The following is a 24,892-nucleotide window of genomic DNA, read 5'->3' as shown; positions in this document are numbered from 1 at the left end:
GACTGGAGGAGGCCATGACGATTAAATCACTGCTCGCGGGGACTTGGTCGCAGCTGCGGACGCTGGGCATGGTTTTCATGCACGCCTTCCGCAAGCGCGAGACCCTGCAGTACCCGGAAGAACCGGTCTATCTGTCACCGCGCTATCGTGGACGCATCGTGCTGACCCGCGATCCCGACGGCGAAGAGCGCTGCGTGGCGTGCAATCTATGTGCGGTGGCGTGCCCGGTGGCGTGCATCTCGCTGCAGAAAGGCGAGAGCGAGGATGGTCGTTGGTATCCGGAATTCTTCCGCATCAACTTCTCGCGCTGCATTTTCTGCGGCATGTGCGAGGAGGCGTGTCCGACCTCGGCGATTCAGTTGACGCCGGATTTCGAGATGAGCGAGTTTCGTCGCCAGGAACTGGTTTACGAGAAGGAGGACCTGCTGATCTCGGGGCCGGGCAAGGACCATAACTACAACTTCTATCGCGTGGCGGGGATGTCGATCGCCGGAAAAGACAAGGGTGAGGCGCAGAACGAAGCCGAGCCGATCAACGTCAAGTCGTTGATGCCCTGACTAGGATAGGGAGACATCATGGAAATCGCCTTCTATCTCAGCGCCGTGGTTGCCGTGCTCGCGACGCTTGGGGTGGTCACCGGTCGGCACCCGGTACATGCCTTGCTTTACCTGATCGTCTCGCTGATCGCGGTGGCGATGGTGTTCTTTGCACTGGGGGCGCCTTTCGCCGGGGCGCTGGAAATCATCGTCTACGCCGGCGCGATCATGGTGTTGTTCGTGTTCGTGGTGATGATGCTCAACCTCGGCGAGGCCGCCGCGCAGCAGGAGCGCGCTTGGTTGCGTCTGAGCACTTGGTTGGGGCCGGCGATACTCAGCGGTGTTTTGCTGTTGGTGCTGTTAGTGACATTGATCGGCGCCGATGTGGGCGGCCGTATCGAGGGCGAGACCTTGACCGCCAAGGCGGTGGGCACGTTGCTTTTCGGGCCTTATCTGGTCGTCGTCGAGCTCGCCGCGATGCTGCTGTTGGCTGCGTTGGTAGCGGCGTCTCACCTGGGGCGCAGCGAGGCGCATGACGAGGCACACGCGGTACGCCAAGTGCCGAGCAAGCGCACCGCAGATGGCCGCGGTCGCGCCGCCAGCGAGCGCCCGCTCGGTGATGACACCTCGAACGAGGAGAACTCACGATGAATGGCGTTCCCATGGAACACGGCTTGATCCTGGCGTCGGTCCTCTTCGCGCTGGGGCTGGTGGGCCTGATGATGCGCCGCAACATGCTGTTTGTGCTGATGAGCCTGGAAGTCATGATGAACGCGGCGGGGCTCGCCTTCATCGTCGCAGGGACGCGCTGGGGGCAGCCCGACGGCCAGGTCATGTTCCTGTTGGTGATCACCCTGGCGGCGGCCGAGGCAAGCGTGGGACTGGCGCTGTTGTTGCAGCTCTACCGGCGCTTCAAGACCCTTGATATCGATGCGGCAAGCAGGTTGCGCGGATGAATCTACTCACTCTGACATTTTTATTTCCCCTGTTGGGATGTCTAGTCCTGGCGCTGAGTGGTGACCGCCTGTCGCTGCGTGGCGCGGCGACGGTGGGGGTCACCGCGCTGGGACTGGCGGCGGCCACGACCGTGTGGGTGGGGCTCGACTTCCTCGAACATGGCTCGGCGGCGCAGGTCATGGAACTTTGGACCTGGGTTGACGTGGGCGATTTCCAGTCGTCGATGGGGCTGCTGGTCGATGGGTTGTCGCTGACGATGCTCGGCGTGATCACCGGTGTGGGCTTTTTGATCCATCTGTTCGCGGCCTGGTACATGCGCGGTGACACGGGAGTTCGCCGTTTCTATGCCTACATGAATCTGTTTGTGTTCAGCATGGTGCTGCTGGTGTTGGGCGACAATCTGCTGTTGCTGTATCTCGGTTGGGAAGGTGTCGGCCTGTGCAGCTATTTGTTGATCGGCTACTACTATCATGATTCGGCCAATGGCTGGGCGGCGTTCAAGGCCTTCCTGGTGACGCGTATCGGCGATGTGTTGATGGCGATCGGCCTGTTCATCCTGTTCGTCGAGCTGGGCACGCTGAATATCCAGACGCTGCTGGCGCGGGCGCCGGAGGTCTGGGCACGTGGCGACTTGATGATTGAACTGGCCACGTTGATGCTGCTGGGCGGGGCGCTGGGCAAGTCCGCGCAACTCCCGCTGCACACCTGGCTGGCCGATGCCATGGCCGGCCCTACGCCGGTCTCGGCGCTGATCCATGCGGCGACCATGGTCACCGCCGGGGTGTATTTGATCGCACGCATGCATGGTCTGTTCCTGCTGGCCCCGGATGTCCTGACGCTGGTGGGCTGGATTGGTGCGGTGACGCTGCTGATGGCCGGGTTCGCCGCCCTGGCGCAGACCGATATAAAACGCGTGCTGGCCTATTCGACGATGAGCCAGATCGGCTACATGTTCCTGGCGCTGGGCGTGGGTGCTTTCGATGCGGCGATCTTTCACCTGATGACGCATGCCTTCTTCAAGGCGTTGCTATTCCTCTCGGCCGGCTCGGTGATCGTTTCCTGTCACCACGAGCAGGATATGCGACGTCTGGGTGGCCTGTGGCGCAAGCTGCCGCTGGCCTATGCCGGGTTCGTGGTTGGTGGCTCGGCGCTGGCGGCATTGCCGCTGGTGACGGCTGGCTTCTACAGCAAAGACGAGATCCTCTGGGAAGCCTTGGCGTCCGGGCATATCGGCTTGATGATGGCGGGTCTGGTCGGCGCGCTGCTGACCTCGCTTTATACCGTGCGCTTGATCGTTGGCACCTTCCACGGCACACCGGGAAGTGATCATAGCCGGCATGCCGAGAGCGGGCGCGGTCTGGTGCATGGCCTGCCACTGGTCGTGCTGATCGTGCTCTCGACCTTGGTGGGTGCCTGGATTCACCCGCCGCTCGATGAGGTGCTGCCGGCTAGCCCCGGTGCGGCGAAGGAGGCCGGCCGCCATGCGTTGGAGATCGGTGCCATGCTGGTCGCCGTGGGTGGCGTGGCTGTGGCGCTGTGGCTGTTCGCGTGGCGACGCGCGCTGGTGGCGCGCTTGGTCGCCCTGCCGGAAGGCGCGCGCCTGTGGCGCTTGTGGCATCACGCCTGGGGCTTCGATGCCCTGTTCGATGCAGTACTGGTCAAGCCGTTCCGTGGCTTGGTGTGGCTGTGGCGTAGCGACTGGATCAACGGGTTGTGCAACCTGGTGCCGTTGCTGGCGCGCGGCCTGCGCTGGCTGTTGACGCGAGCCCAGACGGGGCGGCTGCGCCACTATGCCGTTTCGATGACGCTGGGCGCGACCGTGGTGCTGATCTTCCTGGCTGTGGGGTAAGCGATGTACGACTTGAGGCAAGACACCGGTGGCGGGGATAGAAGGCTAACGTGGCAAGCTGAGGGGGCGCAGCGCTGATGATTCTTGTCTGTCTGATTCTGATTCCCTTCATCGGCGGGTTACTGTGTTGGCAAGCCGAGCGTTACGGCGAGCAACCACCACGCTGGATTGCTTTGGGTACCATGCTGCTCGAGTTGGCGCTGGTCCTGGGTGTGTGGTGGTATGGCGATTACGGCTTGAACGCCATGCAGGGTGCCTCGGACTGGGTCCTCGAGTGGCGCGCCGATTGGATCCCTCGTTTCGGGATCGAGGTCCACTTGGCGCTGGATGGTTTGTCGTTGATCATGATCGCGCTCACCGGGCTACTTGGCGTGCTGGCGGTGGTGTGCTCATGGCACGAAATTTCGCGTCGCATCGGCTTTTTCCATCTCAACCTGCTGTGGATCCTTGGTGGCGTGGTCGGCGTCTTCCTCGCCATCGACCTGTTCCTGTTCTTCTTCTTCTGGGAGATGATGCTGGTCCCCATGTATTTCCTGATCGCGTTGTGGGGGCATAGCGGTTCCACGGGCAACACGCGGATTCAGGCGGCGACGAAGTTCTTCATCTACACCCAGGCCAGTGGGCTGCTGATGCTGGTGGCCATTCTCGGCTTGGTGTTTGCGCATCATGCCGCCACCGGGGAATACAGCTTCAGCTACGAGGCGCTGCGCCATACTGCTCAGAATGAGCTCTCTCCACAGATGGCATGGTGGCTGATGCTGGGCTTTTTCATCGCCTTCGCGGTCAAGATGCCGGTGGTGCCGCTGCATGGATGGCTACCCGACGCGCATGCTCAGGCCCCCACCGCGGGGAGCGTCGATCTGGCAGGGATTCTGCTCAAGACGGCCGCCTACGGTATGTTGCGCTTCGCCTTGCCGCTGTTTCCCGAGGCTTCTCAGGCGTTCGCGCCGGTCGCGATGGGGCTTGGCATCCTGGGGATCTTCTATGGCGCGATCCTGGCTTGCGGCCAGCATGACCTGAAACGTTTAGTGGCTTATTCCAGTATTTCCCATATGGGCTTCGTGCTGATTGGCATCTACAGTGGCACCGAGTTGGCGCTGCAGGGAGTGGTAGTGCTGATGGTCGCGCATGCCTTCTCTGCCTCGGGGCTATTCATTATCAGTGGCCAGCTCTACGAGCGCCTGCATACCCGCGACATGCGCCTGATGGGCGGCCTATGGGGCCGCATCAAGGGCTTGCCGGGTATCGCACTGTGCTTCGTAGCGGCCTCGATGGGCCTTCCGGGGACGGCCAACTTCGTGGGTGAGTTTCTGGTGCTGTTCGGCACCTTCGATGCCTGGCCCTGGGTAGTCGTGGTCGCCAGTGGTGGTTTCGTACTGGCGGCGATCTATTCGCTGTTCATCATGCAACGCGTCTACTTCGGCCCGGCCAAGGAAGAAACGCCTCTGGGCGGGCTCGATGGCCGCGAAACCGTGATGATGCTCGGCCTGCTGGCCCTGGTGTTGTGGGTTGGACTCTACCCAGGCCCATTGCTGGACACCTCGGAGGCGGCGATGCAAAACGTGGAGCGCATCATGACGCTGGAAGAAACGCCTGCCTTGCCTGAGGAAACGCCATGACGTCGCTGCTTGCTCTTTCACCACTGATTCTCGTCTGCGCCACGGCCATCGTCGTCATGCTGGCCATTGCGTGGCGTCGGTGTTATGACCTGACGGCCACGTTGACCGTGATTGGCCTTAACTTGGCGCTGGCGGCACAGCTTTTGGCCTGGTGGCAGGCACCGCTCGACGTGACGCCGCTACTGACGGTGGACGGCCTTTCGATCTTCGGCGGCGTGCTGATTCTCGTCGCTACGCTGGCCTGCGCTACGCTGGGCCATGCTTATCTCGAAGGCGCGCGCGGCCCACGCGAGGAATATTACCTGCTGCTGCTGTGTGCTGCAGCTGGCGGGATTGCGCTGGTGAGCAGTCGCCACCTGGCCTCGCTGTTCTTCAGCCTGGAACTGTTGTCGATGCCGCTTTACGGCATGCTGGCCTACACCTATCGAGAGCGCGGTGCTTTGGAAGCGGGCGTCAAGTACATGGTGCTCTCCGCGGCGGCCTCGGCCTTCTTGCTGTTCGGCATGGCACTATTGTATGCGTTCACCGGGCATCTCGATTTCGCTGGGTTGGGCGGGGCACTGGCATCGGCAGGCGGCGATGGATGGCTTCTGGCTGGCATGGGCATGATGCTCATCGGTCTGGGCTTTAAACTTTCCATCGTGCCGTTCCATTTGTGGACGCCGGACGTCTACGAAGGAAGTCCCGCCCCGGCGGCCACCTTCCTGGCCTCGGCAAGCAAGGTGGCGGTACTGGTAGTCTTGCTGCGCCTGCTGCAATCCGCCCCGGCGACCCAAGATGCCTGGTTTCACAGCCTGCTCGCCGTACTCGCCTTCGTGACGATGCTGGTCGGCAACCTGCTGGCGTTGATGCAGCAAGATCTCAAGCGCCTGCTGGGCTATTCCTCGATCGCGCATTTCGGCTATTTGCTGGTGGCGCTGGTGATCAACGAGGGGCTGGCGGTGGAAACCGCAGGTATCTATCTGGTGACCTATGTACTGACGACGCTGGGAGCGTTCGGTGTGGTGACGCTGCTGTCGAGCCCCTACGGCGGCGCCGATGCCAGTCGCTTGCACCATTACCGTGGTTTGTTCTGGCGGCGGCCCTACCTGACGGCGGTACTGACAGTGATGATGCTGTCGCTGGCGGGCATCCCCTTGACCGCAGGCTTCATCGGCAAGTTCTATATCGTCGCGGTGGGGGTCGAAGCCAGCCGCTGGTGGCTGGTCGGCGGCGTGGTAGCCGGGAGCGCCATCGGGCTTTTCTACTATCTACGCGTGATGGTGACGCTCTTTTTGCCCGAGCCGGGCATGCAGCGCCGTGACGCCACCACTGACTGGGCGCAACGCGCAGGTGGTGTAGTGGTGTTGGCGCTGGCGGCCTTGGTCGTGCTGTTGGGGGTTTATCCCGCGCCGATGATCGACTGGGTGCGTCTCATGGCCGCGACGTAAGTGTCGCGGTTGTACCGGCGTAGTGCCGTCGCTCATGAGGCGGCATGGTCGTCGGGCATGCTGCGCAGGCAGGCGGTGGGCAGCTGAATGTCCACCGCCACTGGCAGATGATCAGAAAACAGCCGGTCTAGCACCTCGAAGCGTTCGGCGTGCAAGGCGTCGGAGATCAGAATGTGATCGAGCGCGCGACGTGGCTGCCAGGCGGGATACGACAACGGCATTGCCACGGGGTGCAGCGGCAGCGCATGGCAGAAACGCTGGTGGGCGTTGATCTGATCCGGCGTGCAGTTGAGATCGCCCATCACGACCACATGGCGCAGCGGTTGAATAAGCTCGCTCAAGTAGTCGAGTTGCCGGGTACGTGCACGATGCCCCAGTGCCAAGTGCGCTACGACCAGGTGCAGGGCATCGGGGCCGTCGCCGAAGCGTGCGTGAATGGCGCCGCGTCCCGGTAACGTGCCGGGCAGGCGGTACTCGTCTACTTGACGCGGGGCCAGGCGCGACAGCAGGCCGTTGCTGTGCTGGGCGACACGTCCTAGATTGCGATTAAGCTGCTGGTAATGATGCGGAAAACCGGCGCGCATGGCGAGGTACTCTACCTGATTGACGTGCCCCGATCGGAAGCTGCCTCCATCGACCTCCTGAAGACCCACGATATCGTAGTCGCGTAGCGTGTCGCCGATCAGGTCGAGCCGTCCCTGACGCTTGGGATGCGGCAGGACGTGCTGCCAACTGCGTGTCAGATAATGGTGATAGGCCGACGTATGAATACCGACCTGCAGGTTGCAGGTCAGAAGGCGTAGCGAGCGGGGCGCCTGGGAAGCAGGCGCCGCGGCGGTGGCATTACTCATTGCGTTCGCTGCGTACCTTGTCGATCAGGGCATCGGCGATCTTGGGCATATTCTCCAGCGAGCCGGCGCTGCTGGGCGTGATCACGTAATGACCGTCGACGATCAGGGCAGGGACCCCCATGATCTTGTAGCTACGCATCTTGGCGTTGGCGCGATTGATCTGACTTTTCACGCCGAAGGACTCGAGGGCATCGAGCGCGTCGTCCTTGCTGACGCCGTAGTGAGTGAAGAACTCGGCGATGTCGTCCGGCTCGGTGAGACGCTGGCCTTTCTCATGGATGGCATCGAAGAAATCACTGTGCATTTCCTTCTGGATGCCCAACTCCTTGGCGGCGTAGAAGGCGCGCGCATGCTTGGTCCAAGTATCGCCCATGGTGGCCGGAATGCGCTGAAAGGCAACGTCGTCGGGCAACTCGTCGACCCAGGCATTGAGCGGCTCTTCGAGGGCGTAGCAATGCGGGCAGCCGTACCAGAACACCTCGTTGACCTCGATCTTGCCCTCCGGTACTTCGGTCTTCACCGGCTCGTCGAGCACCTCGTAATCCTCACCCGCGACCGGACCGGCGGCCATGACCAGCGTTGACATACCCAGACCCGCGACCAGTACTAACAACGACTTCAACATGCATCTCTCCTTGCCTTGCATAAACAGCAGAAAAACAGACGGTGAGTGGGCGTCGCCCACCGCAATGAACGTTTGAACCGCATTGGCAACCAGGGTTCCCGTACGGTCAATGTGAACTCATGCTTTAGTGATACCACTCCAAGCATCGACATGGAAAGGGCGCGAGGGCTATCGGTGGCGGCTTTGCCCGCATGCGCGGCGTCCACGCAATGATACACTGTAGCTCAAACGTCCTTAATGGATCATTCGCCGCTCATGGGCGGCAGCTCAGTCGAGAACCAACATGCAAGATGGCAAGATCAACTATCAGTCCGCGCGTTTTTTGATCAGTGCGCCGCGCTTGGCCTTGTGTCCCCCGGACACAGGCGCGGAAGTGGCGTTCGCCGGGCGCTCCAATGCCGGCAAGTCCAGCGCGATCAATACGCTGACAAGGCAGAAGTCACTGGCGCGAACCTCCAAGACGCCGGGGCGCACGCAACTGATCAACTTTTTCACCCTCGCGAACGACGAGACGTACCGGCTGGTGGATCTGCCCGGTTACGGCTTCGCCAAGGTGCCGGATCAGGTCAAGCTGGAGTGGCAGCGTCACTTGAGCGAGTACCTGTACGAACGTGAGGCACTGAGGGGTTTGATGTTGGTCATGGACGTACGGCATCCGCTGAGCGAGTTCGATCAGATGATGCTGGGCTGGGCCGATGAGAAAGCGATGCCCGTGCACATCCTGTTGACCAAGGCCGACAAGCTCAAGCCCGGGGCGGCCAAGTCATCGCTTCTGGCAGTGCGGCGTCAGCTCGCCGAATGGGAAGACTTGGTCAGCGTGCAGCTGTTCTCTGCGCTCAAGCGGCAAGGCGTCGACGAGGCCTGCGCGCGCATGGATGCCTGGCTATGTGAGCCGGATACCGTGTGATGCGAAAGGTTAATTAAAACGCCAGGCTATCGAGCAGCGCGGGGAGCTCACGAACGTGGGTCAGTCTATGTACGCCGGGTAGCAGTTCGCACGGACCTTCGTTCTTGGCGTCGATCCAGGCCACCTGCATGCCCAGGCGCTGCGCGGGGAGTACGTCCTCGCGCCAGGAGTCGCCCACATGAAGACCCTGTGACGGCCGGACATCGAGCCTTGCCAGTGCCGCGAGGAAGGCGCGTGGGTCGGGCTTGGGGGCATGTAGCTCGCCCGCGGCGATCATGACGCTGAAATGGTCGGCCAGGTCCAGGCGCTTGAGATCGGCGTTGCCGTTGGTGATCGCGGCGATCCGATAGCGCCGGCGCAGCGTGTCGAGCATGGCCACTACCTCGGGATAGGGCGTGAGGTCATGGCGTAGGTCGAGGAAATGCGCGATGGCATGCGCCGCCCATAGACGCGCCTGAAGGCGCGGCAGGCCATAGGCTTCCACCATCTCGAACAACGCGCGTTCGCGAATCCAGGTGAAGTCGCCGCGTTTGAGCGGAAAGCGCCGCGCCACGTCGGCGCGGCGCTGCTGATACGCGTGCAAGGGGTAATGCGTCATGAACGCGTTGCCGGCGCCTGGCGAGGCGGCGGCGAGTGCGCCGCTGAGCCATTGATAATGGCCGGCTTCGGCACGCTCAAGGACCGGACGGTTGTTCCACAGCGTGTCGTCAAGATCGAAGGTTAGCGCGGTTATCGCCATCGAGGTCGTCTCCAGAGACTTAAGGCTCAGCCTTCGCCGGGCGTTTCGTGGCGCCGGGCGCGCGGGTGGGCAGCATCGTAGGCGTCGGCGAGATGCTGCCAGTCGAGACGCGTATAGACCTGCGTGGTGGACAGATTGGCATGCCCCAAAAGCTCCTGCACGGCACGCAGATCCTGGCTCGATTCGAGCAGGTGGCTGGCGAAGGAGTGGCGCAGCCGATGCGGGTGCAGGTGTTCGGGCAGGCCGCGCTCGCGGGCAAGATGCACGAGGCGTTTCTGCACCGCGCGATGCCCGAGTCGTACGCCGCGTTGACCGACGAACAGCGCGCGTTCTTCCGCGTCGGCTAGTTGGCCACGGACCTTGAACCATGCGGTCAGCGCTGCCTGGGCACGGCTGCCAAGGGGCATCTGGCGAGGCTTGCTACCCTTGCCCACCACTCGCACACGCCGCGTCTCTAGATCCGTGATGTCCAGCGCCGTCAACTCCGCTAGACGCAGCCCGCAGGAATAGAACAGCTCCAGCATGGCTTGATCGCGCACGCCGAGTGGGGTGTCGTCGTGCGGGGTATCCAGAAAGCGCGATAACTGATCGACATCCACCGGACGCGGCAGGTGCTGAGGCTGACGCGGTGTCTGGGTCAAGGCCACGGGATTGTGAGCGAGCACGCCGCTGCGCACCAGATGATCGGCGAAGCGCGATAGCGCGGCGCGGCGCCTGGCGAGACTGCGCGGGGCTAGACCGCGGGTGCGCTCGGCGCCCAAGAAACGACGGACCAGGGCAACATCCAGCGTGGACCAGTCGTCGACGTCATGTGCCTCGAGGAAATGCGCTAGTGCGGCCAAGTCGCGCCGATAGGCATCCAGTGTTGCGGGGCTGGCATGCCCCGCCAGCCCGCGCAGGAACTCTTCAATCGCGGCGTGCATGCTCGGTATCCAGCCGGATCAGCAAGCGCGCGACGATTTCGCCGAGGTAATCGGTGAACAGGGTGTCGAGCGTGGCACGAAAGTGCTCGCTCTCCTGGCTGGCAAGCAGCAGATAGCCGAGCGGCTCGCCCATGGTCAAGCGCGTCACGGCGCATGAACCGCTGCTCTCGGGTGGCTCGGAATGGGGAAGGAGCGTACGCCACGCTTCTCGCGAGAGCTGAGTGCAGCGGCTGTTGTGGCCGTCGAGAAGCTCCTCCAGTGTCGCGCGCGCAGAGTCATCGAGACGCATCTGGGGTGGCTGTACGGCGCTACCATCGTGGGGCGAGTCCAGCCACAACGCGACCGCCTGGGTGCGAAAGCGTTCGCTGAGTTGGGTCGATAGGGCCTCGCCCAACGCGTCGACGTTTTCCGCCTCGAGCAGCGCCAGGATCAGCGAGCGGGTGCGCTGGTACTGTGCCTCGTTATGACGCGCCGTCTCCAAAAGGTGCTCGAGGCGCCATTCGGCGGTCTCGGCGCGCTCGCGCAGGTCGTGCACGAGACGTTCGAGCAGCGAAATCGCGCCCTGGGTCTGGGGATGCGGCACTTTTAGCTGTTGGAGCAGTCCCTCTCGGCCGACGAAGAAGTCGGGGTGACGGGCCAGCCAATGCGCGACACGCTCAGGGTCGAGCGTAGTGCGCGGCTCGGGCGCCTGGGTTTGGGACATGCGTATGTTCTCCTGTGTTTCCGTCTTGCGTGCCGTGTCGTTGTTTGCAGGTTCTTAGGGCACTCGGCAATGCTGCTAAGGTAGCGCGATACGCCCCTCGAAGACGCTGGTGGCGGGGCCGATCATTACCATGGGGGCGTCCTCGGCGGACCATTCCAAGGTTAGCGTGCCACCGGGTAGATGAACATCGACGGGACTCTCGAACAACCCGCGCCGGATACCATTGGCCACCGCCGCGCAGGCGCCGGTGCCGCAGGCCAGCGTTTCGCCGCTGCCGCGTTCGAAGACCCGCAGGCGCGCCTCGTGACGCGAGACGACCTGCAAGAAGCCCACATTGACGCGCCGGGGGAAGCGCACGTGGCGTTCGATGAGCGGGCCCAGGTGTGCCACCGGCGCGGTATCGACATCGTCGACCACGAGGACAGCGTGAGGGTTGCCCATCGAAACGACGCCGATCTCCCAGCGTGCGTCGTCGACCTCCAGGGTATGCGTGGGCGCATCGGCCGGGGCATCGAAGGGCACGGCTTCGGGCGCGAAACGCGGCACGCCCATGTTTACGCGGACCCGCTCGTCTTCCTCGACGCGAAGGGTCAGAGGCCCGGCCTGGGTTTCGACGCGAATCTCACGCTTGTGGGTCAGGCGCGCTTCGCGCACGAAGCGTGCAAAGCAGCGAGCGCCGTTACCGCAATTTTCCACTTCGTGGCCATCGGCGTTGAAGATGCGGTAGCGGAAATCCATTTCGGGGTCGCGCGGCGGTTCGACCAGCAGCAACTGATCGAAACCGATGCCGAGATGACGGTCGGCCAACTGCCGGATGCGCTCGGTGTCGAGCCGCGCCCGCTGGGTGACCAAATCGACCACCATGAAGTCGTTGCCGAGCCCGTGCATCTTGGTGAAATGCAGCAGCATCAGGAGGTCTCCGCCAGGCGGTGTTCGCCAGCCCATAAGGCGGCGAGTGGCTCGCGTTCGCGCACGACCTGCGCACTACCGCCGTCGACCATGATCTCGGCCGGACGCGGTCGGCTATTGTAGTTGGAGGCCATCACGAAGCCGTAGGCTCCCGCCGAACGGACCGCGAGCAGGTCGCCCGGTGCGATGGCCAGTTCGCGCGCCTTACCCAGGAAGTCGCCGGTTTCACAGACTGGGCCGACCACATCGTAGAGTGCCGTCTCGCGCGGCGCTCGGGTATCGACCGGCACGATGCGCTGCCATGCTTGATACAGCGCGGGGCGAATCAGGTCGTTCATGCCGGCGTCGACGATGGCGAAATGTTGAGTCTCGCCGGGCTTCAGGTATTCGACCCGGGTGAGCATGATCCCGGCGTTGGCGGCGATCGAGCGGCCCGGTTCGAAGAGCAGCGTCAGGTTGCGGCCATCGAGGCGCTCAAGCAAGGCGCGGGCGTAATCGTAGGGCGCGGGCGGTTGCTCGTCTTGATAGGGCACGCCGAGGCCGCCGCCCAGGTCGAGGTGCTCGATGGTAATACCTGCCTCATGCAGGCGGTCGAGCAGCACCAGCAGGCGGTCCAGGGCGTCGAGGAAGGGCGCTAGCTCAGTGAGCTGCGAACCGATGTGGCAATCCAGACCGACGACCTCGAGATTCGGCAGTTCGGCGGCGCGCTGATAGACCTCGAAGGCATCGTCGACGGCGATACCGAACTTGTTGGCCTTGAGGCCGGTGGAAATGTAGGGATGCGTCCGGGCGTCGACGTCGGGATTGACGCGCAACGAGACGCGCGCCACCCGACTGCATTCGCCCGCCACCTGGTTCAGGCGCTCGAGTTCCGGCAGCGATTCCACGTTGAAGCACTTGATGCCCACTTCCAGCGCGCGGGCCATTTCACCGGCCTGCTTGGCGACGCCGGAAAACACCACCTTGGCGGGGTCGCCGCCGGCAGCCAGCACACGCTCGAGCTCGCCTTGGGAGACGATGTCGAACCCTGCGCCGAGGCGCGCCAACAGGTCGAGCACGGCGAGGTTGGCATTGGCCTTCACCGCGTAGCAGATCAGGTGCGGATGCTCGCCCAACGCGTCACTATAGGCCTTGAAGTGGCGCGTGAAGGTCGCCCGTGAATACACGTAACAGGGCGTGCCGAAACGCTCGGCGATGTCGGCCACTGGGACGTCTTCAGCGTAGAGTTGACCGTCGCGGTAGTTGAAATGATCCATCGTCAGTCTGCGTCGCTGTCGGATTGAGAAGAAGCGTCGTCTGCGGCGCCTTCTTCGCCTTGATCGGCGTCGTCTTCATAGGCGTTCGCCGGATCGTACTGCTCGCTGGCCTGTTCGTCATCGGGCATGTAAAGCGGCCCCTTTTGGCCGCAACCGGCGAGCGTGAACGCAGCTATGCCGAGAATGGCCAGCATGGGAAGTAAGCGCATCATGCCTCCTGTTGCAGCGTAGCGAGCGCATCGCGGGCGCGTTGGGCAGCGGCGCGGACCTGATCCGGCGCGGTGCCGCCGATGTGATTGCGCGCTGCCACCGAACCTTCCAGCGTCAGTACTTCGAAGACGTCGGCCTGGATGGCGTCGGAGAACTGGCGCAACTCGTCGAGGGACATCTCTGAAAGGTCCTTCTGCTCGCGCAGGCCTAGCGCCACGGCTTGGCCGACGATTTCGTGGGCATCGCGAAAGGCCACACCGGCGCGCACGAGGTAGTCCGCTAGATCGGTGGCGGTGGAGAAGCCCTTGCGCGCGGCCTCGAACATGTTGTCCGTCTTGGCCTCGATGGCCGGCACCATGTCGGCGAACGCCTTGAGACAGCCCTGCACGGTGTCGAGGGTGTCGAACAGCGGTTCCTTGTCTTCCTGATTGTCCTTGTTGTAAGCCAGTGGCTGCGACTTCATCAGCGTCAAAAGTCCCATCAGGTGGCCATAGACGCGGCCGGTCTTGCCGCGTACCAGCTCGGGGACATCAGGGTTCTTCTTCTGCGGCATGATCGACGAGCCGGTGCAGAAACGGTCGGGCAGGTCGATGAAGTCGAATTGGGCGCTGGTCCACAGCACCAGCTCCTCGCTCATGCGTGACAGGTGCATCAACAGTACGCTGGCGAAGGCGCCGAACTCGATGGCGAAGTCGCGATCGCTGACCGCGTCGAGGCTGTTCTCGGCGGGGCGTTCGAAGCCCAGCAGCTCGGCGGTGACGTGGCGGTCGATGGGATAGGTGGTGCCGGCCAGCGCGGCGGCACCCAGCGGCATCACGTTGACGCGCTTGCGGCAGTCCAGCAGGCGTTCGTGGTCGCGGGCGAGCATTTCCTGCCAGGCCAGCAGGTGGTGGCCGAAGCTCACCGGCTGGGCGGTCTGCAAATGCGTGAAGCCGGGCATGATGGTGTCGGCCTCGCGGGTGGCAAGCTCGATCAACCCCTCGCGCAGGCGGGCGAGCTCGGCCGCGACGATGTCGATCTCGTCGCGCAGATAAAGTCGAATATCGGTGGCGATCTGGTCGTTGCGCGAGCGCCCGGTATGCAGCTTCTTGCCGGTGATGCCGATTTTCTCGGTCAGCCGGGCCTCGATGTTCATGTGCACATCTTCGAGTTCCACCGACCAAGGAAATTGTTCGGCCTCGATTTCCCGCTCGACTTCGCCGAGGCCTTGCACGATGGCCTCGCACTCATCAGAGGTGAGCACGCCAACGCGTTCGAGCATGGTGGCATGCGCGATCGAGCCGCGAATGTCGTGATGATAGAGGCGCCGGTCGAAGTCTACCGATGCCGTGAAGCGCGCGACGAAGGCGTCGGTGGGCTCGCTGAAGCGTCCGCCCCAGGATTGGTTGGTCGTATTGCTCATCGGGCGTGGCGTCCTGCTTGGTCGAGATGGTGATGCCCTGAGTGTACCAGAGTCGGCGCCGCTGGCGAGGTGGGACAGGGCACGGGAACGCTGGGGGCGGGATTTTTCCTCGACCGGGGACTGCTTTATGATGATAGTCATCCCCGCCGCCGAATCGGTGTGCGCCCATTTAGGAGAGTTCAATGCCCGCCATGCAGACACTGCGCATCGCCACCCGTCAGAGCCGCCTTGCGTTATGGCAGGCTGAGCATGTCAAGGCTCGGCTGATGGCGCTACATCCTGGACTCGAGGTGGAGCTGGTCGCCCTGACGACGCGTGGCGACAAGATTCTCGATTCGCCGCTGTCCAAGGTCGGTGGCAAGGGGCTGTTCGTCAAAGAATTGGAGGAGGCGCTGCTGGACGGGCGTGCCGATATCGCCGTGCACTCGATGAAGGATGTGCCGATGCACTTCCCCGAAGGGCTGGGGCTATCGGTGATTCTGGAAAGCGGCGCACCCACGGATGCCTTCGTCTCCAACGATTACGCTACCCTGGACGCCTTGCCCGAGGGCGTGCGTGTGGGCACTTCTAGCCTGCGCCGGGGCCTGCAGGTCAAGGAGGCGCGCCCCGATCTGGAGGTGCTCAACCTGCGTGGCAACGTGCAAACTCGCCTGGGCAAGCTGGACGGCGGCGAGTTCGAGGCGATCATTCTGGCGACCTCGGGGCTCGAACGTCTCGAGCTTGGCCATCGCATCACCCAAGAGCTGCCGCCGGAAGTCAGCCTGCCGGCCTGCGGCCAGGGCGCCTTGGGCATCGAATGTCGCTATGACGATGAAACGCTGCTCGAGATCCTGGCGCCGCTCGATCATCCGCAGACGGCCACCCGGGTGCGCGCCGAACGTGCCATGAACACGCGCCTGGACGGCGGTTGCCAGGTGCCCATCGGCGGCTACGCTGTGCTCGAGGATGACGACCGCACTCTATGGCTACGGGCGCTGGTCGGTGATCCGGATGGCTCGCATGTGTTGCGTGCCGAAGGGCGTGGCTCGGCTTCCGAGCCCGAGGCCTTGGGCGTGCGCATCGCCGAGTCGCTGCTCGATCAGGGCGCCGGCGAGATCCTGGCGGACGTGTACGGCCAAGGGGAATGAGCGCCGCGTCACGCATCCTGGTGACGCGCCCCGGCGAGGGCGGCGAGCGGCTGGCCAAGGCCTTGTCGGAGGCGGGCTTCGCACCCGCCCGCCCGGCGGTGATGCATTTGCAGCCGCTCGACGTCGACGAGGTCAAGCGCGCTCCCCTGCTGGATGTCGATCAGTACGACGTGGTAGTCGTGACCAGCCCCTTCGCTGCCGAGTGCTTGGTCGAGTGGCTTGATCGCTATTGGCCGCAATTGCCGCAGGGGCCGCGTTTCTATGCGCTGGGGGTGGCGACGGCGGCGACGCTTTACCGTGGTCTGGACGTCAAGTCGAGTGTGCCTGACCCCGGTCGGGGCACGACCAGCGAGGCGCTATTGGCGATGCGTTCACTGACACGGCTCGACGGTCAGCGGGTGCTGGTCGTCGGCGGAACAGGGGGGCGCCAGCTGCTCACGCAGACGCTCGAGGCACGTGGCGCACGGGCCACCAAGCTGGCACTCTATCGGCGCGTTTATACGGCGCCGGACACGACCGCTGCAGGCTGGCTCGCCACGGGCGATTTCACGGCCATGATCGTGACCAGTGGCGAATTGCTCGAGCATCTGGTTATCTGGTGCGGACAGGCGGCGTTGAACAAACCGCTAATCGTTTCCAGTCAGCGTTTGGCTACACTGGCAGACACGATGGGCTTCGCTTCGCTATACGTAGCGCAAGGTGCGACCCCCGAGGCCTTGGTGACCGCCGTACAGGAAGTAGGCGACACGTGACGCGCCGACGTTGATCACGATGAGTTTGAAAAGGGCTAGCGACACATGAGCAAACGACAGGATCAGGATGATAAAAACACGCCCACCGATGCGTCGACGTCCGCTGACGAGACGCCTCAGTCGCCGGCTTCCTCCGAGACTCACAAGGCCGACGCCGACGGCGAGGTAGCCGACGAGGCGCGCGGTGCCTCGGACAAGGCGGCGGATGCCGCGTCGTCCAAGGCATCGACAACCGACGCCGCGGCGTCCCAGACTTCTTCCGATGCGACGTCAAAGGCGGATGAAAAGACGGACGATGCGTCTCGCAAGGCGAGCGAGACGACATCCGGAGCCGGCGCATCGTCGGCTACCGCCAAACGTGGCGCCAAGTCCCAGCAAAAAGCGACGGACACCCCGGCCAAGGATACGGGTAAGACCCGCACCGGCGGCACGCGCTCATCGTCGGCCGGTGGGGCGTCGGCGGGCGCTGCCTCGCATGACAAGACGACGTCGAGTAAAGCCGGCGGCGTCGGCAACGGCACCTCGCCCCCCTCCGCACAAACTTCGCAAGGTGGCGGTGGCAACGGGCGTGGCCTGGCCATTGTGGCGCTGATCATCGCCGTAATCGTAGCCATCGTCGTGGCGCTGGGGCTTGGGTATGGCTGGAAGCGCTTACAGGCGCAACAGGCCGAGCTGGCCAGTGCCGGCGAGAAGAACGCGCAGACCCTCGACACGCTGCGCGAACGTCTCGACCAACGAGAGAAGGCGTTCGAATCGCTCAAGGGCGATTTTCAGGACTATCGTCAAGACATCGACAAGAATCTCGACAAGGTGCTCTCCGAGCTGGCCGACGAGCAGGAGGCCGACCCGCGCGAGTGGCTGCATGCCGAGGCCGAGTATCTGCTGCGCTTGGCTAACCAGCGCCTGCAGCTCGAGCGCGACGTCAAGGGTGCCAAGGCGTTGCTCAAGGCTGCCGATAAACGTCTGACAGATGCCGACAACCCGGCACTGATTCCGGTGCGCCGGGCGATTCAGTCCGAGCTGGCGGCGCTGGATTCAGTGCCCACGGTAGATCGCACCGGCTTGTATCTGACATTGATGGCGCAGCAGGAGCAACTGGCGGGGTTGCCGCTCAAGCAGGACGTGGAAGAGATCACCGCGCAGAACGACGACGATTCCTCGCTCAAGGGCGGCTGGCAACAACAGCTCTCCCGCCTGGGCGGTGAGCTCAAGGATCTCGTCGTCATACGCCGTCACGATGAAGCGCTTGAAGCCTTGGTGACACCTGAGCAGGAGTCCTACCTGCGCCAGAACGCGCGCCTCTTGCTCGAGCAGGCTCAATTGGCCTTGCTCAAGACCGAGCCCAAGCTTTACCAAGCCAGCCTCGACAAGGCGATCACCCTGATTGAGCGCTACTACGACACCGAGCAAGATGCGGTGAACAACTCCCTTGGGCGCCTTGAGTCATTGCGTGACAAGACCATTCGGCCTGAGCTGCCGGATATCAGCGAGTCGCAGCAGACGCTCAAGGACTTCATCGAGAAGCGTTTCCAGAATGGCAACGATGACGGTGGTGGCGAGCAACGTCAGAACGATGAAGGAGACAGTGCATGAGAAAGCTGATTCTTCTCATCGTCGTGGGGCTGGCTGTCGGCGCGCTATTCGGCCAGCTGATGCAGTCGATGCCCGGTTACTGGCTGGTGCGCGTGGGTGATACCTCGATTCAGACCTCCTTCTGGCTGGGTCTGGTGATATTGCTAGCGGTGTTTCTGGCCCTGCATTTCCTGCTGCGCGTCCTCCACCGGCTGCGTCGTCCGGTGAGCCGGCTCAAGGTCTGGAATAGCCGCACGCGCAATCGTAATGCCATGAAGCGTACCGTGAGAGGCTTGGTGGCGCTCGCCGAAGGCCGCTGGAAACGTGCCGAGAGGGACCTGGTCAAGGCGGCGGACGATTCCAGTACGCCGCTGGTCAATTACCTTTCCGCGGCACTGGCGGCGCATTATCAGGGACGTTTCGAGCATGCCGATACGCTACTCAAGCGTGCCCATCATAGTACCGAGGGAGCCGATAACGCGGTGGGCATAGTGCAAGCGCAGCTGATGCTCGATCGCCAGCAGTTCGAGGAGGCGCTGGCGACGCTGACGCGCCTCGAAAAGCAGCTGCCCAATCATCCACAAGTACTCAAATTGCTGCGTCAGGCCTATCTCAGCGTCAGCGACTGGGAGGGGCTGCGTCATTTGCTGCCCAAGCTCGACAAGCAACAGCTGATCACCGAGGAAGAGCGCCGTGAGCTGGAACAGCGTGCCTATCACGAGTTGATCCTGCAGGCGGTCCAGCGCCAGCCCACTGCCGATGCCAACCGCGTGCGCAACCTGTGGGCTGATATGCCCGACTACCTGCGCAGCGATGTCGAACTGGTGGTCTTGTATACTGAGGCGTTGGTCAAGGACGGCGAAGAAGCGATGGCCGAGCGCTTGCTGCGTCATTCCCTCAAGGAGCACTGGGACACGCGCCTAGTGCTGCGTTATGGCTTGCTCAACGTGGATGCCGGGCGTCAGTTGGCATACGCCGAGAAATGGTTGCAGGAGCGTCCCAACGACCCCGATTTACTGCTGAGTTTGGGGCGTTTATCGTTGCGCAACGCTTATTGGGGCAAGGCGCAGGAATACTTCGAAGCCAGCCAGCGCCAGCGTTCCAGTGGGGTGGTATGTGCCGAGCTGGCGCGCCTCTACGCCAACTTAGGCGAACATCAGAAGAGTCAGCTCTTCTATCGTCAGAGCGTGGAGCTGCTCGATCGCTCGTTGCCAGCGTTACCGCAGCCGAGCGAACGCACACGCTAACCAACGTTTTGCTCTCCTGGGCGCCTGCGGGCGCCCTTTTTTATCGCCTGTCATGAAGGGCGAGTTGCGGCCTGCAGGTGCCTTAACGGAGTGGCCTGTAGGCCGTTGATGTTTCTATACTCTTGTCCAACTGGTCAAGGTATGGGTAACGTTAGAGCTTCCTTCATGACAACAATGATACCCATAGGAAAACATCATGGCGCAGACTCCCCACCGATCGACGACGCAACAGGATGGTGCCCTGGAGCGTTACTTCGGCATCCGCCGCTATGGCTCGACCCTGCGAACAGAATTACTTGCCGGCCTGGCGACCTTTCTCGCGGCAATGTACATCATCGTGGTCAACCCGACGATCCTCAGCGATGCGGGGATTCCGTTCTCGGCAGGGCTTTCCGCGACGGTGCTGATCAGCTTCCTGAGCAGCCTGGCGATGGGGCTGTATGCGCGCAACCCCATTCTCGTCGCCCCTGGCATGGGCATGAACGCCCTGTTTGCTTACACCCTGGTACAGGGGGCGGGCCTGCCGTGGCAGGTAGCGCTGGGCTGCGTGTTTTGGTCGGGCGTGCTGTTCGCACTACTGGCATTCTTCAACGTGCGCAAGGCGATCGTCGAGGCGATTCCCGATTCGCTGCGTTATGGCATCACCTGCGGTATCGGGCTATTCATTACCTTCATCGGCTTCAAGAACGCCGGTTTTGTCGTCGATGATCCCGCCACGCTGATATCGCTAGGGGCGTTGGACCCAGCATTGATCACCTTCATTGCCGGGATGCTGCTGACGGCGATTCTGGTCACGTTGCGCGTCAACGGCGCGTTGGTATTGGGAATCGTCATCACCACGCTGGTGGCGATACCCATGGGGCGTCTGTGGGGGGCGGATGTCGTCGTGGCATGGAGTGGTCTCGCCGCATGGCCGGACTTCAGCGTCATGTGGCAGGTGGATCTCTGGGGCGCGCTCAAGGTGGCCTATTGGCCGTTCATCTTCGTGATGCTGTTCACCAACTTCTTCGATGCGCTGTCGTGTTTCCTAGCGCTATCGGAGGCCGCCGATCTTAAGGACGAGAACGGTCAGCCTCGCAACCTCAAGCGTTCGATGACCGTGGACGCCTTTGCGTCGATGATCGCCGCGCCGTTGGGAACCAGTGCCGCGCAGACCTTCATCGAATCCGGCGTGGGAGTCGCCCAGGGCGGGCGTACCGGGATCGTCGGGGTGGTTTGCGGCTTGCTGTTCCTGCCGTTCCTGTTCCTGTCGCCGCTGCTGTCGCTGGTGCCGGCGATCGCCACCGCCCCGGCACTGGTGATGGTGGGTGTGTTCATGCTGGCGCCGGTGGGGCACATCGAGTGGCAGAAGATGGATCAGGCGTTTCCGGCGTTTCTGGCGATCATCGTCATGCCGCTGACGTATTCGATCACGCTGGGCATCGCCTTCGCCTTTCTGAGCTTCGTGGCGATCAAGCTGTGCACGGGGCGCCTAACCGAGATCAAACCGGCCATGTGGGTGACGGCAGTGCTCTGCGCGATCATGCTGGTGACGACGCAATAAGCCGTTGAGCGATCATGGCCGCCCCCCGGTGTCCCCGAGGGCGGCCATGACCGAGAAGGCCGTGACCGAAAAAAGGGCCGCCCCGGCAGGGGCGGCCCTTTGACGTCTAGGCGTCGCCGTGAAAGCGGCGACGCGTCGGGCTCAGTTCGGGTCCTCGTCGTTGTCCGGCTTGGTATGCTCGGGATTCGTATTCTCATCCGATGGGGCGTCGGGCGAGAGCGACGCGTTGCCGGAGGGTGACTGGCTATCCACCACGTCGCCCTTCTGGGACAGAATGCGCAGATTGGCCGGTGGGGCGCTGCCGTCCTTCTCCTGCCCGAAGTAGAGCGTGGTGTGCGGGAACGGAATCTCGATGCCCGCGGCGTCGAAATACATCTTGACCAGGCGGTTGTAGGCACGACCCACGGCCCACTGGTCGCCCGGCGTGGTCTTGATGATCACGCGGATGTTGACCGAGCTGTCGGCCAGTGCGGTGACGCCGGCCACGCTGAGCGGTTCAAGCAGCTTGTAGCCGTGCTCGCTTTCCTTGAGAGCGTCGAAGGCGGCTTGCAATTGCTCGATGGCATCGTCGATGCTCTCGCGGTAGGCGATACCGTATTCGCCGACGTGGTTACCGAATTCGCGCATGTAGTTGGAGACGGTATCCACCGAGGAGAACGGCACGATGTGGTAGGTGCCCGAGAGATCGCGAATACCCACCGAGCGGATGCCGACGCGTTCGGCCGTCCCGGTGGTGCCGCCGACGGTGACGACATCGCCGGTGTTCATGGCGTTTTCCAACTGAATGAAGACCCCGGTGATAACGTCCTGTACCAGCTTCTGCGAGCCGAAACCGATGGCGAGGCCGAGAACCCCGGCACCGGCGATCAACGGGCCGATGTTGATGCCGATTTCCGCCAATATGATCATCGCCGTCATGGTGATCAAGGCGATCGCCAGGGCGTTGCGGAACAGGGACAACAGTGTCTTGGCGCGGGCTGAAGGTTCACCGGCACCGGCATCCGCATTCAAGCGATGCTCGATCAGGCTAGCGAGGCCGATCCAGGCGGCGATGGCCACCAGCAGGATAATGATCACATTCAGCGTGGTGCCCACGACATGTATGCCGGCCTCGGAGGCGTACCAGGCCGCGAGGTCGAAGACCTGCCAAGTGCTGAGCACGAACATCGCCACGGCGATCAAAATGATTGCGCGAATCACCTTGAGGGCGGTCGGTACGTAGGCGTTGAGGCGCGTTTCCAGCAGCGGAAGGCGACGCTGGATATCCCCGGAGAGACGAACGCGGCGGCCGATCAACTGGGTGAGCACACCAGAGACCAACATGCCGATGCCGATGATGATGACGGTCTTGAGCGTGGCCAGCAGCACGAAGGGCAGCGCCGTCTGCGGATGCAGCACGGTGACGGCGAAGACCACCAAAGCATAGGCTAAGGCCAACATGTGCCAGGTGCGGCCCAGCAGACGTAGCGCGAAACGAGTGGCGCTCATGTCGGCATTATCGGCGCGTTGCATGAGGGCATCGCGTAGCGGTATGCGATGTTTGAGGATCACCGTGGCGGCGTAGATCAACGCCAGGAGCATGATCAGCGTGCCGAGCCCCTGGCCGAGCGCAGGCGACAGGTTGTAATTAATGATGGGCACAGCGACCAGCATGCCATAACCGATGAAGCCGGCCAGGCGTGCGAGGAAGCGATTGCAATATGAAGCCTGTTGGGAGGCTATGGGCATCAGGCGCAGGCCATCGTAATGCGACGAGAACAGCATGCGCAGCGCGGCCTTGAACAGCTCGATCATCAAGAAGGCGTTCAGGAATAGCGAGAAACGCGTTTCCATGCTGCCCGCCACACCGATGGCAAAGGTCGCCACTAGATTGCCAACGACATAAGCCAGTATGACGACGACGACATCCACGATGGCGGCCAGTACGACGGCGACGATAGTGCGCAGCAGGGCGCTTTTTTCGGTTCGCTGCGATGACCATTGGCTGAGCTTGCGGAATAGCGGCGACGCGATGCGTCGGAGTACGAGCAACGCAACGAAGGCCCCGATCACCACCAGCGCGAGGTTGAGTGCGGAAATCAGAAACGCTCCGGTATCGAAGCCCGGCCCGCTGGCGCTTGCATCGCTACTGCTGAACAAGCCGACTAGAGCCGTGCCTAGGCTCTTGAACTGACCGCCTAGATCCCCCGCGATATGGCTGGTGGCATCGGCCAGGCGGCGAGGGAAGGACACCTCTTCGGCTGTCTGGTCGCTGGGCGCCCCGTCGGCGATCTCTTCGGGAGAGGATGCCCCTTCGACAGTCAGGGCGTTTTCCTGGGCTGCCTGGGCACGCAGTTGATCGATGATCGTCTGGCGGGTCTGCTCGTTTTCGAGCATGTCGGCCAAGGTAGAATAGGCGGGAGTGCTACTTCCTGCAGGCGTCGCGCCCTGTTGAGCCAGGGCCGGCGCCATCACGAAAAGCAGACACAGCAACAACCAACGGCTGAGCCACGTATCGAGGCGTAGAGTCGGCACGCAGTAACCTCCTTGTACGGAATGAACTGAGTGGCATGCAGCCACATCGTTTATGATGAATTTGCCTAGTAATACTAACACTAGGTGGCCCATTGCCGAGCGTCGAGCGATGGACGCAGCGTTTCGACGTAGACGTCGCGAAAGGAATATGAGCCATCGCTAGCATGATGATAACGGCTCCGCTCTTTTTTGTACCATACTTGTACGGATCTGTGCTGCCTGACACTTTAGCAATACATGGGTCAGCATTAACTTGTTGACGTTGCCTCATGCATGGCGGCGTCTCGATTTGCAACGAGTATCTCTTCTCGGCATGCTTAAGTCACACTTCCAATAAAGGCATTTCCCATGACTCAGCCATCGATGCGTCTCGCCGGTCTGGCCTTGATTGCCGGTGCTGGCTTGGCGGCAACCACTGTGCAAGCCCAGGACAAGGGCACCGTTAATCTAGCGTATGTCGAGTGGTCTTCTACGGTTGCCTCTACCAATGTGATGCGGGCTGTGCTCGAGCAAGCCGGTTACGAGGTTGAGATGTCCTCGCTGTCCGCCGCTGCCATGTGGCAATCCGTGGCTACTGGAGACACCGACGCTTTACTGGCCGGGTGGCTTCCGACCACGCATGAGGATTACTACGCTCAACTCCAGGATCAGTTGGTCGATACGGGCGTCAACCTGGACGGTACCAAACTGGGTCTGGTGGTTCCGGCCTATAGCGAGGTCGATTCGATTGCGGATCTTAATGAGCATGCCGAGGACTTCGACAACAAGCTCACCGGTATCGACCCAGGCGCCGGGATCATGCGCCTCACCGACAAGGTCATCGATGAATACGATCTTGACCTGAATCTGCAAAGCGGCAGCGGCGCCACAATGACCGCAGCACTGAAAAGCGCCATCGCTAACGATGAAGATATCGCTGTGACCGGCTGGACGCCGCACTGGATGTTCGCGCGCTGGGATCTCAAGTACTTGGACGATCCCAAGAATGTCTATGGTGGCGCCGAGCAGATCCATACCATCGTTCGCCAGGGGCTCAAGGAGGACATGCCGGAGGCCTATGCCATTCTGGACGCCTTCGAGTGGACCGCCGAAGACATGGGCGAAGTCATGCTGATGAACCAGGAGGAAGACTCTGACCCCTACGAAAACGCCAAGCAGTGGGTGGAGGATAATCAGGACATGGTCCAGGAGTGGCTGCCAGAGTCATAAGTCACCCAGCCT

Annotated in this window: 22 protein-coding genes and 1 pseudogene; 13 read left to right on the top strand and 10 right to left on the bottom strand. The window is 62.6% G+C overall.

The window, feature by feature from the left end; translation table 11 throughout:
• The first annotated feature begins 14 nt into the window (after window positions 1-14).
• The 6 genes from nuoI to nuoN all read left to right on the top strand — a co-directional run bounded on the left by nuoI (window position 15) and on the right by nuoN (window position 6,391).
• Window positions 15-557 carry an NADH-quinone oxidoreductase subunit NuoI gene (nuoI, locus tag LUN51_RS04020; RefSeq protein WP_218839390.1) on the top strand — a complete coding sequence of 181 codons (543 nt, stop codon included), beginning with the start codon at window positions 15-17 and terminating at the stop codon, window positions 555-557.
• A gap of 18 nt (window positions 558-575) precedes the next feature.
• A complete protein-coding gene (gene nuoJ / locus LUN51_RS04015) occupies window positions 576-1,187 on the top strand; it encodes an NADH-quinone oxidoreductase subunit J (protein ID WP_277810240.1) in 612 nt (203 codons plus the stop codon).
• Entirely contained in the window at window positions 1,184-1,492 is a 309-nt protein-coding gene (gene nuoK, locus LUN51_RS04010; RefSeq protein ID WP_040240027.1) for an NADH-quinone oxidoreductase subunit NuoK, read from the top strand. The genes nuoJ and nuoK overlap by 4 nt, the downstream gene beginning before the upstream one ends.
• Window positions 1,489-3,342 (top strand): NADH-quinone oxidoreductase subunit L, encoded by a 1,854-nt coding sequence (gene nuoL, locus LUN51_RS04005; RefSeq protein WP_277810239.1) that lies wholly within the window; start codon window positions 1,489-1,491, stop codon window positions 3,340-3,342. Before nuoK ends, nuoL begins: the two co-directional genes overlap by 4 nt.
• A 77-nt stretch (window positions 3,343-3,419) precedes the next feature.
• Window positions 3,420-4,961, top strand: a complete 1,542-nt coding sequence (gene nuoM / locus LUN51_RS04000) for an NADH-quinone oxidoreductase subunit M (protein WP_277810238.1) — start codon at window positions 3,420-3,422, stop codon at window positions 4,959-4,961.
• Complete coding sequence (gene nuoN, locus LUN51_RS03995) at window positions 4,958-6,391, top strand: NADH-quinone oxidoreductase subunit NuoN (RefSeq protein WP_277810237.1); 1,434 nt, start codon at window positions 4,958-4,960, stop codon at window positions 6,389-6,391. The genes nuoM and nuoN overlap by 4 nt, the downstream gene beginning before the upstream one ends.
• A 32-nt stretch (window positions 6,392-6,423) precedes the next feature.
• On the opposite strand, the gene LUN51_RS03990 is transcribed toward nuoN, so the two are convergent.
• Window positions 6,424-7,242, bottom strand: coding sequence for an endonuclease/exonuclease/phosphatase family protein (locus LUN51_RS03990; RefSeq protein ID WP_277810236.1), 819 nt, complete (start codon window positions 7,240-7,242; stop codon window positions 6,424-6,426).
• Complete coding sequence (locus tag LUN51_RS03985) at window positions 7,235-7,867, bottom strand: thiol:disulfide interchange protein DsbA/DsbL (RefSeq protein ID WP_277810235.1); 633 nt, start codon at window positions 7,865-7,867, stop codon at window positions 7,235-7,237. Before LUN51_RS03985 ends, LUN51_RS03990 begins: the two co-directional genes overlap by 8 nt.
• Before the next feature lie 283 nt (window positions 7,868-8,150).
• Between LUN51_RS03985 and yihA the strand changes: the two genes are divergently transcribed.
• Window positions 8,151-8,774: a ribosome biogenesis GTP-binding protein YihA/YsxC gene (gene yihA / locus LUN51_RS03980; protein ID WP_246894392.1), complete on the top strand. Its 624-nt coding sequence runs from the start codon at window positions 8,151-8,153 to the stop codon at window positions 8,772-8,774.
• A 13-nt stretch (window positions 8,775-8,787) separates the two neighbouring features.
• Here the strand turns inward: yihA and LUN51_RS03975 are convergent, their stop codons facing one another.
• The 7 genes and pseudogenes from LUN51_RS03975 to argH all read right to left on the bottom strand — a co-directional run bounded on the left by LUN51_RS03975 (window position 8,788) and on the right by argH (window position 14,916).
• Window positions 8,788-9,513 (bottom strand): HAD family hydrolase, encoded by a 726-nt coding sequence (locus tag LUN51_RS03975; protein ID WP_277810234.1) that lies wholly within the window; start codon window positions 9,511-9,513, stop codon window positions 8,788-8,790.
• A 26-nt stretch (window positions 9,514-9,539) separates the two neighbouring features.
• Window positions 9,540-10,436, bottom strand: a complete 897-nt coding sequence (locus tag LUN51_RS03970) for a tyrosine recombinase XerC (protein WP_277810233.1) — start codon at window positions 10,434-10,436, stop codon at window positions 9,540-9,542.
• Window positions 10,420-11,139 (bottom strand): DUF484 family protein, encoded by a 720-nt coding sequence (locus LUN51_RS03965; protein ID WP_277810232.1) that lies wholly within the window; start codon window positions 11,137-11,139, stop codon window positions 10,420-10,422. The genes LUN51_RS03970 and LUN51_RS03965 overlap by 17 nt, the downstream gene beginning before the upstream one ends.
• Before the next feature lie 75 nt (window positions 11,140-11,214).
• A complete protein-coding gene (gene dapF, locus LUN51_RS03960; RefSeq protein WP_277810231.1) occupies window positions 11,215-12,048 on the bottom strand; it encodes a diaminopimelate epimerase in 834 nt (277 codons plus the stop codon).
• Complete coding sequence (gene lysA / locus LUN51_RS03955) at window positions 12,048-13,304, bottom strand: diaminopimelate decarboxylase (protein WP_277810230.1); 1,257 nt, start codon at window positions 13,302-13,304, stop codon at window positions 12,048-12,050. Before lysA ends, dapF begins: the two co-directional genes overlap by 1 nt.
• A gap of 98 nt (window positions 13,305-13,402) precedes the next feature.
• A pseudogene (gene lptM / locus LUN51_RS03950) lies at window positions 13,403-13,498 on the bottom strand (LPS translocon maturation chaperone LptM); the annotation flags it as partial.
• Window positions 13,499-13,512: 14 nt separating this feature from the next.
• On the bottom strand, window positions 13,513-14,916 hold the full coding sequence (gene argH, locus LUN51_RS03945) for an argininosuccinate lyase (RefSeq protein WP_277810229.1): 1,404 nt from the start codon (window positions 14,914-14,916) through the stop codon (window positions 13,513-13,515).
• A 182-nt stretch (window positions 14,917-15,098) separates the two neighbouring features.
• Here argH and hemC point away from each other — a divergent pair, with 182 nt between their 5' ends.
• From hemC to LUN51_RS03920, 5 genes are all read left to right on the top strand, one after another.
• Window positions 15,099-16,043, top strand: a complete 945-nt coding sequence (gene hemC, locus LUN51_RS03940) for a hydroxymethylbilane synthase (protein WP_277810228.1) — start codon at window positions 15,099-15,101, stop codon at window positions 16,041-16,043.
• Window positions 16,040-16,795 (top strand): uroporphyrinogen-III synthase, encoded by a 756-nt coding sequence (locus LUN51_RS03935; RefSeq protein WP_277810227.1) that lies wholly within the window; start codon window positions 16,040-16,042, stop codon window positions 16,793-16,795. Before hemC ends, LUN51_RS03935 begins: the two co-directional genes overlap by 4 nt.
• A 45-nt stretch (window positions 16,796-16,840) precedes the next feature.
• Window positions 16,841-18,388 (top strand): uroporphyrinogen-III C-methyltransferase, encoded by a 1,548-nt coding sequence (locus LUN51_RS03930; RefSeq protein WP_277810226.1) that lies wholly within the window; start codon window positions 16,841-16,843, stop codon window positions 18,386-18,388.
• Entirely contained in the window at window positions 18,385-19,614 is a 1,230-nt protein-coding gene (locus LUN51_RS03925) for a heme biosynthesis HemY N-terminal domain-containing protein (RefSeq protein WP_277810225.1), read from the top strand. Before LUN51_RS03930 ends, LUN51_RS03925 begins: the two co-directional genes overlap by 4 nt.
• 196 nt (window positions 19,615-19,810) lie before the next feature.
• A complete protein-coding gene (locus tag LUN51_RS03920) occupies window positions 19,811-21,157 on the top strand; it encodes an NCS2 family permease (RefSeq protein ID WP_277810224.1) in 1,347 nt (448 codons plus the stop codon).
• A 141-nt stretch (window positions 21,158-21,298) separates the two neighbouring features.
• Here LUN51_RS03920 and ybiO read toward each other — a convergent pair whose 3' ends face one another.
• On the bottom strand, window positions 21,299-23,671 hold the full coding sequence (ybiO, locus tag LUN51_RS03915) for a mechanosensitive channel protein (RefSeq protein ID WP_277810223.1): 2,373 nt from the start codon (window positions 23,669-23,671) through the stop codon (window positions 21,299-21,301).
• 348 nt (window positions 23,672-24,019) lie between these two features.
• On the opposite strand from ybiO, the gene LUN51_RS03910 reads away from it, so the two are divergent.
• Window positions 24,020-24,880 (top strand): glycine betaine ABC transporter substrate-binding protein, encoded by an 861-nt coding sequence (locus LUN51_RS03910; RefSeq protein WP_277810222.1) that lies wholly within the window; start codon window positions 24,020-24,022, stop codon window positions 24,878-24,880.
• Window positions 24,881-24,892 lie beyond the last annotated feature (12 nt).

This window comes from Chromohalobacter canadensis (assembly GCF_029544075.1).
Lineage (GTDB): Bacteria > Pseudomonadota > Gammaproteobacteria > Pseudomonadales > Halomonadaceae > Chromohalobacter > Chromohalobacter canadensis_A.
This window is presented reverse-complemented; position numbering and strand designations above follow the sequence as displayed.